Source organism: Kitasatospora sp. NPDC086791, assembly GCF_040685975.1.
GTDB lineage: Bacteria > Actinomycetota > Actinomycetes > Streptomycetales > Streptomycetaceae > Kitasatospora.
Map to the genome: position 1 here is coordinate 129089 of NZ_JBFBOC010000016.1, position 16689 is coordinate 145777.

Annotated in this window: 15 protein-coding genes and 1 tRNA gene; 5 read left to right on the forward strand and 11 right to left on the reverse strand. The window is 74.5% G+C overall.

Annotated elements, in window-relative coordinates; translation table 11 throughout:
- Positions 1-72: 72 nt before the first annotated feature.
- The 4 genes from AB0Q99_RS21830 to AB0Q99_RS21845 form a co-directional block, all read right to left on the reverse strand.
- The gene (locus tag AB0Q99_RS21830; protein ID WP_363574187.1) at positions 73-1002 is read right to left on the reverse strand and encodes an AraC family transcriptional regulator; all 930 of its coding nucleotides are present in this window, start codon (positions 1000-1002) and stop codon (positions 73-75) included.
- Positions 1003-1111: 109 nt separating this feature from the next.
- Positions 1112-1909, reverse strand: coding sequence for an SCO1664 family protein (locus AB0Q99_RS21835; protein ID WP_363574231.1), 798 nt, complete (start codon positions 1907-1909; stop codon positions 1112-1114).
- A 44-nt stretch (positions 1910-1953) separates the two neighbouring features.
- Positions 1954-2526, reverse strand: coding sequence for a DUF3090 domain-containing protein (locus AB0Q99_RS21840; protein WP_363574189.1), 573 nt, complete (start codon positions 2524-2526; stop codon positions 1954-1956).
- Positions 2527-2780: 254 nt separating this feature from the next.
- Complete coding sequence (locus AB0Q99_RS21845; RefSeq protein WP_363574191.1) at positions 2781-3473, reverse strand: histidine phosphatase family protein; 693 nt, start codon at positions 3471-3473, stop codon at positions 2781-2783.
- Positions 3474-3649: 176 nt separating this feature from the next.
- On the opposite strand from AB0Q99_RS21845, the gene AB0Q99_RS21850 reads away from it, so the two are divergent.
- On the forward strand, positions 3650-4630 hold the full coding sequence (locus AB0Q99_RS21850; RefSeq protein WP_363574193.1) for a magnesium and cobalt transport protein CorA: 981 nt from the start codon (positions 3650-3652) through the stop codon (positions 4628-4630).
- Between the two features lie 42 nt (positions 4631-4672).
- On the opposite strand, the gene AB0Q99_RS21855 is transcribed toward AB0Q99_RS21850, so the two are convergent.
- Entirely contained in the window at positions 4673-5719 is a 1047-nt protein-coding gene (locus tag AB0Q99_RS21855; RefSeq protein WP_363574195.1) for an LLM class F420-dependent oxidoreductase, read from the reverse strand.
- Positions 5720-5970: 251 nt separating this feature from the next.
- Between AB0Q99_RS21855 and AB0Q99_RS21860 the strand changes: the two genes are divergently transcribed.
- A complete protein-coding gene (locus tag AB0Q99_RS21860; protein ID WP_363574197.1) occupies positions 5971-6951 on the forward strand; it encodes an aldo/keto reductase in 981 nt (326 codons plus the stop codon).
- A gap of 59 nt (positions 6952-7010) precedes the next feature.
- Positions 7011-9215, forward strand: a complete 2205-nt coding sequence (locus AB0Q99_RS21865; protein ID WP_363574199.1) for a helix-hairpin-helix domain-containing protein — start codon at positions 7011-7013, stop codon at positions 9213-9215.
- Between the two features lie 115 nt (positions 9216-9330).
- Here the strand turns inward: AB0Q99_RS21865 and AB0Q99_RS21870 are convergent, their stop codons facing one another.
- Positions 9331-9936: a hypothetical protein gene (locus AB0Q99_RS21870; protein WP_363574201.1), complete on the reverse strand. Its 606-nt coding sequence runs from the start codon at positions 9934-9936 to the stop codon at positions 9331-9333.
- A gap of 363 nt (positions 9937-10299) precedes the next feature.
- Here AB0Q99_RS21870 and AB0Q99_RS21875 point away from each other — a divergent pair, with 363 nt between their 5' ends.
- Entirely contained in the window at positions 10300-10509 is a 210-nt protein-coding gene (locus AB0Q99_RS21875; RefSeq protein WP_224285495.1) for a DUF5703 family protein, read from the forward strand.
- Positions 10510-10691: 182 nt separating this feature from the next.
- Here the strand turns inward: AB0Q99_RS21875 and AB0Q99_RS21880 are convergent, their stop codons facing one another.
- The 3 genes from AB0Q99_RS21880 to AB0Q99_RS21890 form a co-directional block, all read right to left on the reverse strand.
- Positions 10692-11507 carry a chaplin gene (locus AB0Q99_RS21880; RefSeq protein WP_363574203.1) on the reverse strand — a complete coding sequence of 272 codons (816 nt, stop codon included), beginning with the start codon at positions 11505-11507 and terminating at the stop codon, positions 10692-10694.
- A gap of 404 nt (positions 11508-11911) precedes the next feature.
- Positions 11912-12157 (reverse strand): chaplin, encoded by a 246-nt coding sequence (locus tag AB0Q99_RS21885; RefSeq protein ID WP_363574205.1) that lies wholly within the window; start codon positions 12155-12157, stop codon positions 11912-11914.
- A 247-nt stretch (positions 12158-12404) separates the two neighbouring features.
- Positions 12405-13736: a M20/M25/M40 family metallo-hydrolase gene (locus AB0Q99_RS21890; RefSeq protein ID WP_363574207.1), complete on the reverse strand. Its 1332-nt coding sequence runs from the start codon at positions 13734-13736 to the stop codon at positions 12405-12407.
- A 291-nt stretch (positions 13737-14027) separates the two neighbouring features.
- Here AB0Q99_RS21890 and AB0Q99_RS21895 point away from each other — a divergent pair.
- Positions 14028-14115 (forward strand) — tRNA-Leu (locus AB0Q99_RS21895).
- A gap of 81 nt (positions 14116-14196) precedes the next feature.
- On the opposite strand, the gene AB0Q99_RS21900 is transcribed toward AB0Q99_RS21895, so the two are convergent.
- Both AB0Q99_RS21900 and AB0Q99_RS21905 read right to left on the reverse strand, forming a co-directional pair.
- Positions 14197-15558 (reverse strand): chloride channel protein, encoded by a 1362-nt coding sequence (locus AB0Q99_RS21900; protein ID WP_363574209.1) that lies wholly within the window; start codon positions 15556-15558, stop codon positions 14197-14199.
- A gap of 170 nt (positions 15559-15728) precedes the next feature.
- Positions 15729-16469 carry a TetR family transcriptional regulator gene (locus tag AB0Q99_RS21905; RefSeq protein WP_363574211.1) on the reverse strand — a complete coding sequence of 247 codons (741 nt, stop codon included), beginning with the start codon at positions 16467-16469 and terminating at the stop codon, positions 15729-15731.
- Between the last annotated feature and the right edge of the window lie 220 nt (positions 16470-16689).

Sequence of the window (16689 nt, forward strand, 5' to 3'; positions counted from 1 at the left end):
GGGGGCATGACAAGGGCGCGGACCGGCCGCCCGTCCGCGCGCCGGACCGGCCACCGGTGGCCAGCAGCAAAGTTACGGGCCGTCCGGCGCGACCGCGATGGACATGATCCGGGGATCGTGGTGATTTCCGTCGACCCGGGCCCGGAACTCCCCCGGCGTCATCCCGGTCTCCCTGCGGAAGAAGCGGCAGAAGTACGCCGGGTCCACGAAGCCGGCCTCCTTGGACACCTGACGGATCGTCAAATCCGTGCAGGCGAGCAGCCGTTTGGCCTCCAGGGTCTGCTGGCGGCGGATCAACCCGCCCGGGGTGCGACCGGTCGCCTGCTTGACCAGGGTCTGCAAGTGCCCCGGGGAGACGCCGAGTTCCTGGGCCGTGGAGGCCACCGAGTGCCGCACCCCGCCCGGCTGGGCGATCAACCGGGTGAAGGCGGCGGCCACTTCGGCCGGCCGGCTGGGCACCGCGGGGCGGTCGGCCGGGGCGCAGGCGCGCAGTGCCCGGACGATCAGGATGTGCAGGCTGGCCCGCAGCACGCCCTGGTAGCCGGGCGCCCTGGTCAGGTACTCGCCCTCCATGTCGGTGAACAGGGCGCCGATCGCGTCCGCCTGTCCACCGAGCGCGAGGGCGGGTCGGGTGGCCAGGGCCCGCAGCGCGGCCAGGTCCTGCGGGTGGCCGAGCAGGAAGTCCTCGTTGAACAGGAGGACCCGGCCGGCGAGTTCCTCGGTGTCCGCCCAGTAGTGCACCTGGCCGGGGGTGATCACGCACAACTGCGGCGGCGCCAGCGACCGGTGGACCAGGTCCAGGACGTGGGCGCCGCGGCCGCCGGTGACGTGGACGATCTCGTAGAACGAGTGCCGGTGGGGGAAACCGGCCCGGGACAGCGGGCCGATCGTGTCGAAACTGCCGATGGCGAAGGGGAGCAGCTGGGGCAGCGGGACCTGAAGGCGGTGCAACGGCAGGTCCGGCGTGGTTCGGGGGGTGGGGGTGGTCCGTCGCGCGTCCATCGGAGCAGTGTGCGACCCATTCCGGGGACAGGTCCAGACCATCGGTCCGGCCCGCCCGAGCCGGCCCGCCCGAGCCGGCCCGCGGAGCCCGCAGGCGGACCCGCGGCCGCTACACCGGCGGCCAGGGAATCGCGGGCCAGTCCTCGGGGGGCAGCGGATGGCGGCCGGAGCCGCGCAGCTCGGCCACCCGGGCCCGGGTCGCGTCCAGCTCCGCCTCCGTCAGGTGCGGGGCGAGGCGCTCGGCGAGCTCGCCGTCCAGCTGCCCGGCGAGCCCGGCCAGCACCTCCAGCGCCTCGGCGGGCAACGGGTCCCCCGCCCAGCCCCAGAGCAGCGTGCGCAGCTTGCCCTCGGTGTTGAAGGTGACGCCGTGGTCGATGCCGTACACCCGGCCGTCGGCGGCCGGGATCAGGTGTCCGCCCTTGCGGTCGGCGTTGTTGAGCACCGCGTCCAGCACCGCGAGCCGGCGCAGCCGCCGGTCGTCGTGGTGCACCAGCAGCGCGGTGCGCCCGCCCTCGACCTCGGCCCGGACGATCGGCAGCCAGCCCTCCTCCGGGCCGCGCGGGTCCTGCAGCGCGAGCAGCGGCGCGGCCTCCGGGTCCGGCTCGACCCACAGCTGCACCATGCCGGGCCCGTGCGGACCGTCGCGCAGCACGGTGGGCGGGATCAGCGCCCAGCCGGTCGCCGCGGACAGCTCGTACGCGGCGACCTCACGGCCCGCCAGCGTGCCGTCCGGGAAGTCCCAGAGCGGTCGCTCGCCGGCCACCGGCTTGTAGACGGCCTGCGCGCTCAGCGAGCCGTGCGCGACCGTGCAGTACAGCGCCGCGTTGGAGGCCTCGGTGAGCCGGCCGTGCACCGTCAGCTCGCCCTGGCGCAGCAGCGCGAGGGCGGTGGGCACGTCGGCGGCCAGCGCGGCGGCGGCCGCCGGGTCGGCCTGCGGCGGGGTCTCGGTGTTCAGCGCCGGTAGCCGTTCGCGCGCGGGCACAGGTGGCCCTCCGGGTCGAGCGGCAGGTTGCAGAACGGGCAGGGCTTGCGGCCGGCCGCGACCAGGTCCAGCGCCCGCTTGGCGAACACCCGCGCCATCGCGCCGGACAGGCGCACCCGCAGCATGTCCGGGCCGGCGTCGTCGTCGGTGAAGACGGCCGCGGCGGCGTCCTCCTCCTCGTCCTCCTCCTCGACCAGCGCCTGCGCCTCGACCACCAGGCAGCCGTCCACGCTGTCCCAGGCCAGGGCCATCGTGCCGACCCGGAACTCCTGCTCCAGCGGAAGGTCCAGCGGGGCGGTGTCGAGCAGGTCCTTCGGGGCGGCGGCCGGGATGGCCGCGTCGCCGCCGCTGCGCCGCAGCGCCTCGTCCAGGACCTCCTCGATGCGCTCGGCGAGCGCCGCGACCTGGGTCTTCTCCAGCAGCACGCTGGTGATCCGGCCCCGGGCACTGGCCTGCAGGTAGAACGCCCTGGCGCCGGGCTGGCCGACGGTGCCGGCCACGAACCGTTCGGGCTGGTCGTAGAAGAAGACCTGACGGGTCACGCTCTCGCTCCGGATCGTGTCGGTCGGCGCGGATCCGCCGTGGGGGATCGCGGGTGTTCGGACTCGTTAGTCACCCTACGACCTTCGGGCTCCGGCCGGGGAGCCGAGCCGACGGCCGCGGGCGGGTGGCACACCGGAGTCCGGGTCGTGCCGCCCGGACGGGTGTCGCGGGCTTGCGCCGGGGGTCGGCGCGCCTCGGGCCGGCACCGCCTGAACCGCGGCGCGGCCGAGCGGTACCTCCAGGTCGCCACCGCTCAGGCGGTGCCGCCGACCACCGCGTCGCCCGCCGGGGCGGCCGGAGCCGGACCGGCCTTCGGCGCCAGCGAGGCGAGGTCTCCGGTGTCACCCATTCTCAGCACGAAGGGCCGCTGCGGGGTGTAGCGGATCGCGGTGACCGAACAGGGCTCCACGCTGATCCGCTGGAAGTGGTCCAGGTGCAGGCCGAGCGCGTCGGCCACCACCGCCTTGATCACGTCACCGTGCGAGCAGGCGATCCAGACCGCGTCCTCGCCGTGCTCGGCGGCGATCTTCCCGTTCCACTCGCGCACCGCGCTCACCGTGCGGTGGCTCAGCTCGCGCAGCGACTCGCCGCCGGGGAAGGCCGCGGCGGCGGCGTGGTCCTGGACGGTGCGCCAGAGCGGCTCCTCGGCCAGCTCGGCCAGCGGCCGGCCGGTCCACTCGCCGTAGTGGCACTCCCCCAGCCGCTCGTCCTCGGTCGGCGCCCCCAACTCGGGCCGGGCGGCCAGCAGCGGCTCCAGCGTCTGCCGGCAGCGCTCCAGCGGGCTGCTGACGGCCCGCGCCAGCGGGACGCCGGCCAGCCGGTCGGCCAGCGCGGCGGCCTGCGCCCGCCCGGTGTCGTCGAGGTCGACGCCGGGGGTCCAACCGGCCAGGATCCCGGCGGTGTTCGCGGTGGAGCGGCCGTGACGGACGAGCAGCAGGGTGGGCATGGGGCTCAGCCTACGGCCTCCGGGCCCGGCCGTGGAGACCGGTCGCCGTCCGGCTGCCCGCCGCGGTCCGGCGCCGGGCGGTCCCGTCCGGTCGGGCCCACCGGGCCGTCGCCTCCCGTGGGCCCGTTCCGCCCGGATCCGTGCCCCACGGCCGCGGCCGGGTGACAATGGCCCGCATGATCGTCCACTGCGCCGCCTACTGCGACGGCCGCCGGATCGAGGCCCCCGCCGACCTGGCCGGCGCGCTCGCCGCCGCCCGCGCGGCCGGTCCGGACGGCTTCGTCTGGATAGGCCTCTTCGAGCCGACCGCCGAGGAACTCGACCACGTCGGCAAGGAGTTCGCGCTGCACCCGCTGGCCGTCGAGGACGCCGTCAGCGCCCACCAGCGCCCCAAGGTCGAGGCCTACCAGGGCTCGCTGTTCATCACCTTGAAGACCCTCGGCTACGCCCCCGGCGCGCACGCCGCCACGGTCGGCGAGGTGATGGTCTTCCTCGGCCACGACTTCGTGATGACCGTCCGGCACGGCGCGGACAGCCCGCTCGGCGGCCTGCGGGCCAGGCTGGAACAGGAGCCCGAGCTGCTGCGCTACGGGCCCAGCTCGGTGCTGCACTCGGTCGCCGACACCGTCGTGGACGGCTACGTGGAGGTGGCCACCGCCCTGCAGGCCGACCTGGACGAACTGGAGTCCGAGATCTTCACCCCCGGCCGGGTCGGCCGCGACACCGCCGGGCGGATCTACGGCTACAAGCGCCAGGTGATGTCCGTGCGCCGCGCCACCGGCCCGCTGCTGGAACCGATGCTGACGCTGGAGCGCGGCGCCCGCTTCGTCCGCCCCGAGACGGCGCCCTACCTGCGGGACGTCGCCGACCACCTGGCCCGGGTGAACGACCAGGTGGACGGCATGGACCGGCTGCTGTCCGACATCCTCAACGCCAACCTGGCGCAGGTCAGCGTGCAGCAGAACAACGACATGCGGAAGATCTCGGCCTGGGCGGCGCTGGCCGCCGTGCCGACGATGATCGCGGGCATCTACGGGATGAACTTCGACGACATGCCCGAGCTCCACCAGCCCTGGGGGTACCCGGCGGTGCTGGCGCTGATGGCCGTGGTCTGCGTGGTCCTGCACCGGGTGTTCAAGCGGCACGACTGGCTGTAGCGCCGCTTGCTGCCCGGTTCCGCCCGCCCGAGGCCCGGCGCCTTACGCCAGCCCGGCCCGCTCCAGCGCCTCGACGCCCGTGCGCAGCGCCAGGATCCGCTCGTCCAGGGTGAACCCGGCGGGGGCCAGGGTGAGCGTGGTGACGCCCGCGTCGGCGTAGGCCTGCATCCGGTCGGCGATCCGGGCCGTGTCGCCGATCAGCGAGGTGGCGTCGATCAGGTCGTGCGGGACGGCCGCCGCGGCGCCCGCGTAGTCCCGCGCCAGGTACCGCTCCTGGACCTCGTCGGCGGCCTGCTCGTAACCCATCCGCCGGGTCAGCTGGTGGTAGAAGTTCTTCTCCTTGCTGCCCATGCCGCCGATGTAGAGCGCGGCGTACGAGCGCAGGGCGTCGACCCCGGCCTTGATGTCCTCGCCGACCGCGAGGTTCACGGTCGGGCAGAGGTCGAAGCCCTCCAGCGTCTCCCCGGCCTTGGCGCGGCCGGCCGTCAGCGGGTCGAGGGACATCGCGGCGTGCTCGGGCGAGAAGAAGATGCCCAGCCAGCCGTCGGCGATCTCGCCGGTCAGCTCCAGGTTCTTCGGGCCGATCGCGGCGATGTACAGCGGGATCCGCTCGCGCACCGGGTGCACGGTGAGCTTGATCGGCTTGCCCGGGCCACCGGGCAGCGGCAGCGTCCAGTGCGCGCCATCGTGGACCAGGCGCTCGCGGGACATCGCCTTGCGGACGATCTCCACGTACTCGCGGGTGCGGGCCAGCGGCTTGTCGAACTTCACGCCGTACCAGCCCTCGGACACCTGCGGGCCGGAGACGCCGAGGCCGAGCCGGAACCGGCCGCCGGAGAGGGTGTCCAGGGTCGCGGCGGTCATCGCGGTCATCGCCGGGGTGCGGGCCGGGATCTGGAAGATGGCCGAACCGACGTCGATCCGTTCGGTCTTCGCGGCGACGTAGCTGAGCACGGTCGCGGCGTCCGAGCCGTACGCCTCCGCCGCCCAGCAGACCGCGTAGCCGAGCCGGTCCGCCTCCTGGGCCACCGCGATGTTGTCGGCGTCCATGCCGAGTCCCCAGTAGCCGAGGTTGATCCCGAGTCGCATCTGCCGCACCTTCCAGTGGGGTTGGGTCGGACCGAGGGTAACCGCGCCCGCGCCCGACATGCTACTGACGGGTAGCGGTGGGCTGGGTCACACCGGCACCGCTCCTCCCGGCGGTGATCGTTCTGCGGGTCTCCGCACCTGTCCGCACACCGGCCGCTACGCTCGGCCGACGTGGGGAGCGCGCTCCCCACCTGCGCGTTCACAGGGCTGCCGGGGCACCCGGGGCCACCGGCCAGTGGAGGGCCCGTCCGATGGAACAGCGTCACCTGGGGCGTACCGGCCTGCAGGTCTCCCGGCTCGGCCTCGGCACCATGACCTGGGGCCGCGACACCGACGAGCACGAGGCCGCCGAGCAGCTCAAGGAGTTCGTCGACGCCGGCGGCAACCTGGTCGACACCGCCGACGTGTACGCCGACGGCGGCGCCGAGTACCTGCTCTCCCGGCTCACCGACGGCCTGGTCCCCCGCTCCGAACTCGTCATCGCCACCAAGGCCGGCAGCGTCCCCGAGTCCGCCCGCCGCTTCGACTGCTCGCGCGGCCACCTGCTCTCCGCCCTCGACGCCTCGCTGCGCCGCCTCGGCACCGACTACGTCGACCTCTGGCAGGTGCACTCCTTCGACCCGACGACCCCGGTCGAGGAGACGCTCAGCGCCCTCGACATCGCCGTCTCCTCCGGACGGGCCCGCTACGTCGGGGTCTGCGACTTCAGCGGCTGGCAGCTCGCCAAGGCCGCCACCTGGCAGCGCGCCCACCACGGGCGGGTGCCGCCGGCCGGGGCTCAGCTGGAGTACTCGCTGCTGCAGCGCGGGATCGAACGGGAGGCGCTGCCCGCCGCGCTGGACGCCGGGATCGGGGTGCTGGCCGGTTCGCCGCTCGGCCGCGGGGTGCTCACCGGCAAGTACCGGCACGGCGTCCCGCCGGACTCGCGCGGCGCCTCGCCGTACCTGGCCGGCTTCGTCCAGCCGTACCTCGGGGAGCGCTCGCGGCGGATCGTGGACGCCCTCGCCACCGCCGCCGACGGGCTCGCCAGCAGCCCGCTGGCGGTCGCCCTGGCCTGGGTCCGGGACCGGCCCGGGGTGGCGAGCGCGCTGGTCGGCGCACGGACGGTGGCACAGCTGCAGGCGGCGCTGTCGGTGGAGGAGCTTACGCTTCCGGGTGAGATCCGCGGTGCGCTGGACGACGTCTCGTCGCCGGTGCACCGCTACCCGGACCAGGGGTGGACCGAGCTGTGAGGCCCGGACCGGATCGTCGAGCGGAACGTGCGGTGGAGTGACCTTGGGAGCGGACGACGATGAGTGACACGGGGAACGGCGCTCCGGAGGGGACCGGCGGGGCTCGGCTGACTCCGGAGGAGAAGGCGGCCAGGGTCGCGGCGCTGCGGCAGGAGATGCTCAGCAGCAGGCCGAAGGAGTTGGGCGGAGCCAGGCCGGAGGGCCCGGGTCCGCGTCCGGGGGGCGCAGCGCCACGCACCGCGGAACCGGCAGAGCGAGCCGAGCAGGCCGAGCAGGCCGCCGCTCCCGCTGCCACGACGGCTGCGGCTCCGCCGGCCGGCCCTTCCGCTCCCACCGCCCCGACGGTCGCGGCTGCCGCGACCGCCTCGGCGCCCGACGAGCCGCACGGTGACGCGCTCCAGCAGACCGCCGCGGTGCTGACCGCCGGCGGTGCCTCGGCCGGGCTGGCGGCGGCCGCCGTGGCCGAGTTCGGCGACGACGCCGCCGAGCGGCTGCGCAAGGACCCGTGGGCGGTGCTGGGCCTGCCCGGCGTCCGCCCCGAGCAGGCGGACGGCTTCGCCCGTACGCTGCTGGGCCCGGAAGCCGAGCCGGGCGACGAGCGCCGGGCCAGGGCGCTGGTGCCGTGGCTGCTGGAGCAGGCGGTGCTGCGCGGGCACTCGGCGCTGGACCTGGCCGAGGTGGCCACCGGGCTCGAACGGCTCCGGATGCCGGACCCGGCGGCCGCGATCCGGTCCGCCGTCGAGGACGGGCGGGTGCTGCCCTCCCAGGAGGAGCTGACCGGCCCCGAGGCGCACGCGGCGGGCGGGGACGACGAGGAGCCGCCGACCCGGACGCTGCTCGCGCTGGAGCGGCTGGCGATGGCGGAGGACACCCTCGCCGAGGAGCTGGTCAAGCTGATGGCCACCTTCGTCCCGGGCGAGGACGCCGACGGGGAGGACGCCACGGCGGAGGCCGAGGAGGCCGAGGAGGCCGACCTGGCGGCCGAGGCGCCGGAAGGCGAAGCACCGGAGACCGCCGACTCGGATCCGGACGGCGCGGACCAGGCCCCCACCGCCCCCGGGCCGGCCGCCTGGGAAGCCGCCGCCGCGGCCGCGCCGTCCTCCTCCGCGACCGCCCTGATCCGCGCCGTCGCCGACGGCGCCCTGGTGCTGCACACCGGCGGCGAGGCCTCCCGTGCCGAACCGGCCGCGCTGATCGCCGCCGCCCGGGGCCTCGGACTACGGGCCTGGGCCGCCACCTGGAGCGACCAGGGCCGGGACTCCTTCGCCGCGCTCTGCGCGGGCGACCCGGCCGGGGCGGACGCCGGACCCCCGGTGGCCACCCTCGCCGACCTGCTCTCCGGCGCCGCCGGCCCCGGCCGCGCCCCGGACGGCACGCTCGCCCTGGACCTGCTGGTCGTCCTGGACGCCCCGCTGCTGGACCTCGAACTGGCCGCGACCGTCCTGGAGTCGCTCGCCGACGGCACCCGGCTGGTGCTCAGCGGGGACCCGGGCCAGCTCTGGTCGGCCGGCCCCGGCCGGATCTTCGCCGACCTGCTGGCCGCCAAGGTCTGCCCGGCGGTCGCCTCCCGGACCCCGGACTTCGGCCCGATCGGCGAGCTGGTCTCCGGCGTCGGCATCGGCGAGCTCCAGCCGGTCGACGCACCGGACAAGGAGGTGGTCATCCTGACCGCCAAGGACGCCGGCGAGGCCGTCCACCGCGCCGTCCAGCTGCTCACCGACTCCATCCCGCGCGCCCTCGGCATCCCCGCCGAGCAGGTGGTGCTGCTCACCCCCGGCCACGGCGGTGCGGCCGGCACCCGGGTGCTGAACGCCGCGGCCAAGGCGCGGCTGAACCCCGGCCCCGGCCGGTTCGGCGGCTTCGACCCGGGCGACCGGGTGGTCGACTCCCCCGCGCCCGGCGTCACTCACCCGGCCCGGGTGCTGGACGGCGACGCCACCGGCCTGCACCTGGAGTACGCGGACGGCTCGCGCCGGACCGTCACGCCCGCCGCGGCCGCCCGGCTGCGGCACGGCTGGGCGCTGACGGCGCACCAGGCGCTGGGCCGCCGCTGGCCGGGCGCCGTGGTCGTGATCCCGGAGGACGCCGCGCCGGGGCTCACCCGGCAGTGGGTCTACACCGCCTTCGGTCGGGCCGAGCGGCACCTGTCCGTGGTGCACGCGGCGGGCCCGGCGCTCCTCCAGGCCGTCGCCGAGCGCCCGGCGCAGTCGCGCACCACCCGGCTGCGGGCGGTCCTCGCCGAGAACGCCGCCTCGGTGTCCTGACGCTCGGTGTCCTGAGGCTCGACGTCCGGGGCCCGGCACGACCGGGCCCCGGACGTGAACGACGGGCGGGCCCCATGACCCCGGGGCCCGCCCGTCGTTCACGTCCCTGCCGCGGTCAGTCGTCCGGGTCCTCGTCGTCGTAGACCTCGCTCACGTCGAACCGGCAGATCAGCAGCTGCGGATCGGCGTGCTCGAAGGGCTCCGGCAGCCACTCCCCCGGCTCGGTCGGCTCGGCGGCCGCGACCCAGAGCGTCGAGTCGGCCTCCTCCAGGCCGAACTCCTCGCTGCGGGCGGCGATCTCGTCGGGCTCGTACTCACCGAACAGCACGCCGATCGCGGCGTTGACCCCGCCCGCGCCGGCGCCGCCCGGGGTCAGCGACTCGTCCAGCCGCTCGGCCTGGGCGCGCAACCGCTTGGCGTCGACGACGTGGTAGTCGCGGCGGATCAACACGCTGATCGCCTCGGGCTGTTCGGGGCCGTGGTACCCGCCGGGCCCCTCGTCCCCGGGGATCTCGAAGGGCGTGACCTCGTCGTAGGCCTCGTACAGGAGCTGGTCGTAGGCGATGGCCGCCGTCGCGAGCTGCTCGTAGGCGGCGGATACGGCGGGATCATCGGCTGCGTTGGGGCTTGACACCGCTTCCAGATGACGGTCGATGGCGGCCTTGACCGCCTCAGCGGCGGCGCGTACCTCGGCAATGGTGGGCTGCGCGGCATCAGACATGGTGCAGACGCTATCTCCCCGCGGTGTCGGTACGCACAGCGGTTGTCACCTACACCCGCGATTTCACCGCAACTTCCCCCCTGATGTCCGATCTGCACGGGTACGTCCCCGGCGGGACCGGCGCGGAACGGGCGTGGAGGGCGCACGGGGAGATCGTCGGGGCCGTCCGGGTACCGCTTCGCGCGCCGGGATCGGGGTATCCCCTCCACACCGGGCAACAGAACTGATGCGCTGTCAGCCGACCGCCCGGTTCGGGCGTCCCTGGGCCGCCGCTTCCGCACGGGAGGACGGCCGGAAATACCCGGGCCGACTGTCCGTGGCAGGCCGTAGGCTTGCCCGCAGGTGATCCCCAGGAGGAGCGTTTTGACACCACGCAAGCCGGTCCGGCAGCCGGAGTACGAGTACCAGTCGCTGCGCATGCCGCGCGGCACCACGCGCAACGCGGCACGCCAACTGCTCACCGAGCACGCCGAGTACGGGCACTGGGAGCTCGACCGGCTGAGGCTGTTCCCCGACGGCAGCCGGACGGTCCGGCTCAAGCGGAGGATCATCCGCCAGGTCCGGAGCTGGTGACGCCCGGGTCGCTCCGCCCCGAGCGGGAATCCACCCGAGGTCTTCGAACACCCGCGGCCGCCGGTCCGTCCGGCGGCCGCGGGTGCGTCGTTCCCACGGCGGGTACGCCCCTCCCGCGGCAGGCGTCCGCGGACGCGGGGTGCGGACGCGGGGTGCGGACGCGGGGGCCACGGCCTAGCCGGTCAGCGGGCCCCGGCGCGGGCACGGCGGTAGAGCACGCCGCCGCCGAGCAGCAGCGCCAGCCCGGCCGCGCCGAGCAGCTCGACGCCGCCGGCGCCGGTGGAGGCCAGCTGGGCCTCGGCCGGGGCCGGCGTGCGGACGGCGGCCGGGACGGCCTGGGTGCTCGGGCTGCCGGTCGGCGCGGCGGGGGTCGTGGTGGTCGGGCCACCGTTGCGCGGGTTCCCCGGAGTGGTCTCGCCGCCGGTCGGCGGCGGGGTCGGGTGGCTGGTCTCGGGGCAGTCGTCGCTCGGCTTCGGCGCGGGCTTCGGCGCGGGCTTCGGTGCCGGCTGCGCCACGTTGGCGCACTCGTTGCCGAAGGCGGGGTTGGCGACGCCGACCACGTCGACGGAGTTGCCGCAGGCGTTGACCGGGACGTGGACCGGGGCCTGGATGCTGTTGCCGGAGATGACGCCGGGCGAGCCCGCCGCAGTGCCGGACGCGGAGGAACCCGCGACGGTGCTGCCCCGGCTCCCGCCGGTGCCGGAGCTCGCGGTGCCGCCGCCCTGGCCGGACTGCCCGGACTGGCCGCCCTGGCCGGTCTGGCCGACCTGGGGCGCCGCGTGCCGGCCGCCGCTGACGTTGGCGCAGCGGTTGCCGAACGCCGGGTTCAGCGCGCCGATCACGTCGACCGTGTTGCCGCAGGCGTTGATCGGCACCTCGACCGGCACCTGGACCGAGTTGCCCGAGGCGACGCCGGGTGACCCGACCGCACTCCCCTGCGCCTCGGCACCCGCATAGGCGTAGCCGGCGGTCGAGGCCAGCACACTGCCGGTGGCCACGGCCGTGAGGATCCCCTTCTTGGCTACATTCCTCATGTTTTCCCCTGACGTTTTCGAGACGACGTGTCGACCTCGGCATGAACCTTATGAAAGTCGGAATTTTGATACATCCGTAAATCACGCAAGGTCTTCGGCTGCACAGGAGTTAACGAGGGGCGAACGGGGAGGTTGGGCCGAACGCGGCGGCTTCACCCGATCGAGCGATCGTGTCGCCGGACATGTATCCGGGTCCGCCGTGCGTGCATCCGGGACCACCCCGCGTGCATCCGGGTCCGCCGCTCGGCCGTCCGAGGCCGTGCGCGCATCCGCGGCCGCCGCGCGCGAAGGCCCCCGGCGCGGCGCGTCCGCCGCCCGGGGGCCTGGTCCGGCGCCCTCGACGGGCCTCAGCGGCCCGGAGAGTCGGCTCAGACGTTGGCGCAGTGGTTGCCGAACGCCGGGTTCAGCACGCCGATCACGCTGACGGTGTTGCCACAGGCGTTCACCGGGATGTGCACCGGGACCTGGATCAGGTTGCCGGAGAGGACGCCCGGGGAACCGGCGGCCACACCCTCGGCACCCGCGCCGCCGTGAGCGGACGCGACACCGGCGGCGGCGAGCACCAGGCCACCGGTGGCGGCGGCGACGGCGGCGATCTTCTTGACCTTCATCATTCCTCCTGTATGGACAACGCAACCCGTTCGGCGGGCTGCACAGGGATGAACGACGCTGCGGCAAACGGGGTACGGAACAGATTTCCCATTCACCCGCAACGGTGAAGCCTCGCACAGATACTCGATCCGCAATTCCCGGCAGAATCGTTTCTGTCGATCTCCTTTTACCCGTCCCACAATCATCAGCTCCGACAATGCGGTCGGCCCGCCCCCGGCACTCCGGGAGCGGGCCGACCCAGTCGCCTGATCAGCAGGCGTCGAGGAAGCGGTCCAGCACCCGGACGCCGAACTTCAGGCCGTCCACCGGCACCCGCTCGTCCACGCCGTGGAACATCCCGGCGAAGTCCAGGTCCGGCGGCAGCTGCAGCGGCGCGAAGCCGAAGCAGCGGATCCCCAGGTCCTGGAAGGACTTGGCGTCCGTCCCGCCCGACAGGCAGTACGGCACCGCCCGGGCGATCGGGTCCTCGGCCCGCAGCGCGGTCTGCATCGCCTCGACCAGCGCCCCGTCGAAGCCGGTCTCGATCGCCTTGTCCGAGTGCAGGCTCTCGCGCTTCACCCGCGGGCCGAGCACGCTGTCCAGCTCGGCCAGGAACTCCTCCTCGTAGCCGGGCAGGAAGCGCCCGTCCACGTGCGCGGTGGCCTGACCGGGGATCACGTTCACCTTGTACCCGGCGCCGAGCATGGTCGGCTGGGCGGTGTTGCGCAACGTGGTGCCGATCATCTTGGCGATGCCGCCGAGGACGCGCAGCGTCTCGTCCATGTTCTCCGGGTCCAGCTCGACCCCGAGCGCGTCCGACAGCTCGTCCAGGAAGGCCCGGACGGTCTTGGTGATCCGCAGCGGGAACTGGTGCCGGCCGAGCCGGGCGACCGCCTCGCACAGCTCGGTGATCGCGTTGTCGTCGTTCTCCATCGAGCCGTGGCCGGCCCGGCCCTCGACCGTCAGGCGCATCCAGTGCATGCCCTTCTCGGCCGTCTCCACCAGGTAGAGGCGGACCTGGTCGTTGACCGTGAAGGAGAAGCCGCCGACCTCGCCGATCGCCTCGGTCACGCCCTCGAACAGCCCCGGGTGCTTGTCCACCAGGTAGCGCGCGCCGTAGGTGCCGCCGGCCTCCTCGTCGGCGAGGAAGGCCAGCACGATGTCGCGCGGGGGCTTGCGCCCGGTGCGCAGCCGGTCCCGGATGACCGCCAGGGTCATCGCGTCCATGTCCTTCATGTCGACCGCGCCGCGGCCCCAGACGCAGCCGTCCGCGATCTCGCCCCCGAACGGGTCGTACGTCCAGTCCGCGGCGTTGGCCGGCACCACGTCGGTGTGGCCGTGGATCAGCAGGCCCGGGCGGGAGCGGTCCTCGCCCTCGATCCGGACCACGGTCGAGGCGCGGCCCTTGGCCGATTCGAAGATCTGCGGCTCCAGCCCGAACTCGGCGAGCTGCTCGGCCACGTACTCGGCCGCCTTGCGCTCGCCCGGGCCGGAGCCGTCCCCGTAGTTGCTGGTGTCGATCCGGATCAGATCGCGACAGATCCCGGCGACCTCGGACTCAGCCGTCACCTTCGGTGCCGCCGACTCGCTCCGCTCGCTCACGGTCACTCCTCGTCTCTGGCCCGCACCGACGCCCCAGCGCGCCACCCCCAGGACCTGCACCCGGGCCGTACGAGCACGTCCGCCCATCCTCCCCCAGCCCCCGACCCGGATCCACCCCCCGCACGTCCTCGAAACCCCCTGGTCACGCCGCCGCCACACGGTGGCCCTTGCTCCCGCCACCCGCCCCGCACCGCGGTCCGGAACCGTTTTGGGAGCCCAAGCCGATCTTTGCTACAGTTACATCTGTCAGCGCGACGGACGAGAGATCGGAAGCCGCGAGGACGACACCTGGTCCGGGTGGCGGAATGGCAGACGCGCTAGCTTGAGGTGCTAGTGCCCTTTATCGGGCGTGGGGGTTCAAGTCCCCCCTCGGACACCAGCGGGAACCCCAGATTCGTCTGGGGTTCTTTTGCTTTCCCGGGGCGGCCGCCGAGGGCCCGGGCCGCCGAGGGTCGCGGCCTCAGCCGGTGCCGGCCCCCTCCGCCCGGCCCGCCGGCGCGGCGTCGTGCTTCGTCCGGTTCCGGAGCGCCTCGCTGGTGATGAACGCCGTCACGGTGGCGACGATCAGCAGCGGCATGGCGTCCACCGAGTCGCTGCCGAGCAGGGCGGCGCCCAGGACGGCGCTGGTGACCGGCAGGCGGGTGACGGACGCGGCCGCCGCCGCCAGCCCGACGGCCAGGGCGGGTTCGTCGCCGAAGCCGGGCAACGGCGCGCAGGCGATGCCGAGGGCGGCTCCGAGCAGGAGCGCCGGGAAGATCGGCCCGCCGCGCAGGCTGCCGAGCGCGATCGACCAGGCGAGGCCCTTGCAGAGGACCAGGGCGAGCAGCGCGCCGATCGACCAGGCGGCCGGGTCGGCGGCGAGGTTGGCCAGGGTGATCTGGCCGGAGAGCGCGGCCTCCTCCGGGGAGCGGCCGGTGAGCAGGGCGTACGCGGTGATGCTGCCGCCGACGGCGACCGCGCAGAGCACGGTGCGGACGGCGGTCCGCCGGGCGGTGTCCTGCGCGGTGAAGGCCTTGACCCGTCGGCCGAGGGTCTGTCCGGCCACGCAGAGCAGAGCGATCACGGCCGCCAGCGGGACGCCCCAGAGGAAGTCGCCCGGATCGGGGATGCTGCTCTTGGGCACGCTGGGGAGCGAGAGCGCTCCGATCGCCAGGCCGGTCCAGTGGCCGAACCCGGTGAAGACCAGCGCGCCGATGCCGCTGGCCAGCAGGCAGGGCAGGATCAGCGCGACCAGTTGCGGGCCGCCCAGCCCGGCGGCCTCGATGATCATGACGGCGGCGACCAGCGGGTTGCCGAAGATGGTGGAGATCGCCGCCGCCGAGCCCGCGGCACCCAACACCGCGACCAGCTGCGGGTGTTGGGTGCGCTGGGCGGAGCGGACGGCGAGCAGGGCGAGGCCGCCGCCGAGCGCCATCAGCGGCGCCTCCGGGCCGAGCACCACGCCGAGCGGGAGGCAGACGAGCGCGGCCAGCACCACGCCGGGGACGGCGATGGGCGGGGTGGGCGGGCCGCCGAGTCCGTCCACCGGGATGTGGCCGCCGTGTCCGGGCAGCCGGGTGATGATCGGAGCGACCAGCAGGCCGGCGAGCAACAGCGCGGGCAGCGGCCACCACCAGGGGGCCTGGCTGTAGCCGGCGGTCTCCGGCAGGCTCTCCCAGATCCAGTGCTGGAGTTGGTGCTCCAGGCTGACGAAGCCGAAAGCGGCCAGCGAGACCGGGATGCCGACCAGGCCGGAGATCATCAGCAGGCCGAGGTAGCCCTTGTGCATCAGCACGTCGTGCAGGGTCGGACCGCCGTCCTGCTGCTGGGGCGTCCCCGGCATGGCCGCTCCTTCGCGCTCCCGGGCCGCCCGCGCTGCCGCGGTGCCCGTCCTGCGACCGAGTCTCGCCCGGGGCGGGGTGCCCCGCACGGCGCGCGGGCCGTGCGGGGTCGGGAACGGACACAGTTGCGCCGTACGGGTGAGGAGCGCGGCGGGCCCGCGGGGTCCGCCGGTCAGGCCTGCCGGGTGTCGCCGCCCAGGGCGCTCTCGATGCCCTGGACCATGCGCCACAGCGGGGCCCGCCGGCTGGCGACCAGGACCACGACCTCGTCGGACTCGCCCTCGCCGGCGGCCTCGGACGGCCGGTCGCTCCAGGTGCCGGTGACGAAGGCCATCGCCGCGTCCACCTCGGCCACCCAGTCGCTCTCCCCGCCCGAGCGCAGCCAGGTGCGCAGGGCGTGGTTGTGCGCGGCGACGACGGCCGCCGCGATCACGTCCGCGCGCAGCGGGCCGTCCGGGCGGGCGGCGAAGCGGCCGCGCAGGTAGGCGGCGAGGGTGTGCTCGTAGCGCCAGACCACCGACAGCTCGTACGCCCGCAGGCCGGGCACCTTGCGGGTCAGCCGGTACCGCTGGACGGAGAAGGAGGGCTGCTCGGCGTACATCCGCAGGACCAGGCGGGCGGCGTCGCAGGCGTGCCGGACCGGGTCCTCCTCGCCGCTGCCGGACTCCAGGAACTCCGTCATCTCGGCGAGGCTGCGCTCGTGGTCGGGGAAGACCACGTCCTCCTTCGCCGGGAAGTAGCGGAAGAAGGAGCGCCGGCCGACACCGGCCAGCGAGACGATGTCGTCGACGGTGGTCTGCTCGAAGCCGCGCTCCAGGAAGAGCTCGAAGGCCGCGGCGACCAGCGCCTCGCGCATCGCGGGCTTGGCGGGCCCGTCGTTCATGGGCAGGTCCTGCTCTTCCTTCTCGCTCATTCTCCGCAACCTAACACCGGCTCACCGCCCGGGCGCCGACGGCCGGGACCACCCTCGGTCCGGCCGTCGGTGCGGCGTTGCTCGGCTGACGAGGCCGGTGCGGGCCGGTGCGGGCCAGGCCGGGCCGTACAGGTCGGGCGGGGTTACGGGAGGTTGCGGGCCATCACGATCCGCTGGACCTGGTTGGTCCCCTCGTAGATCTGCGTGATCTTCGCGTCCC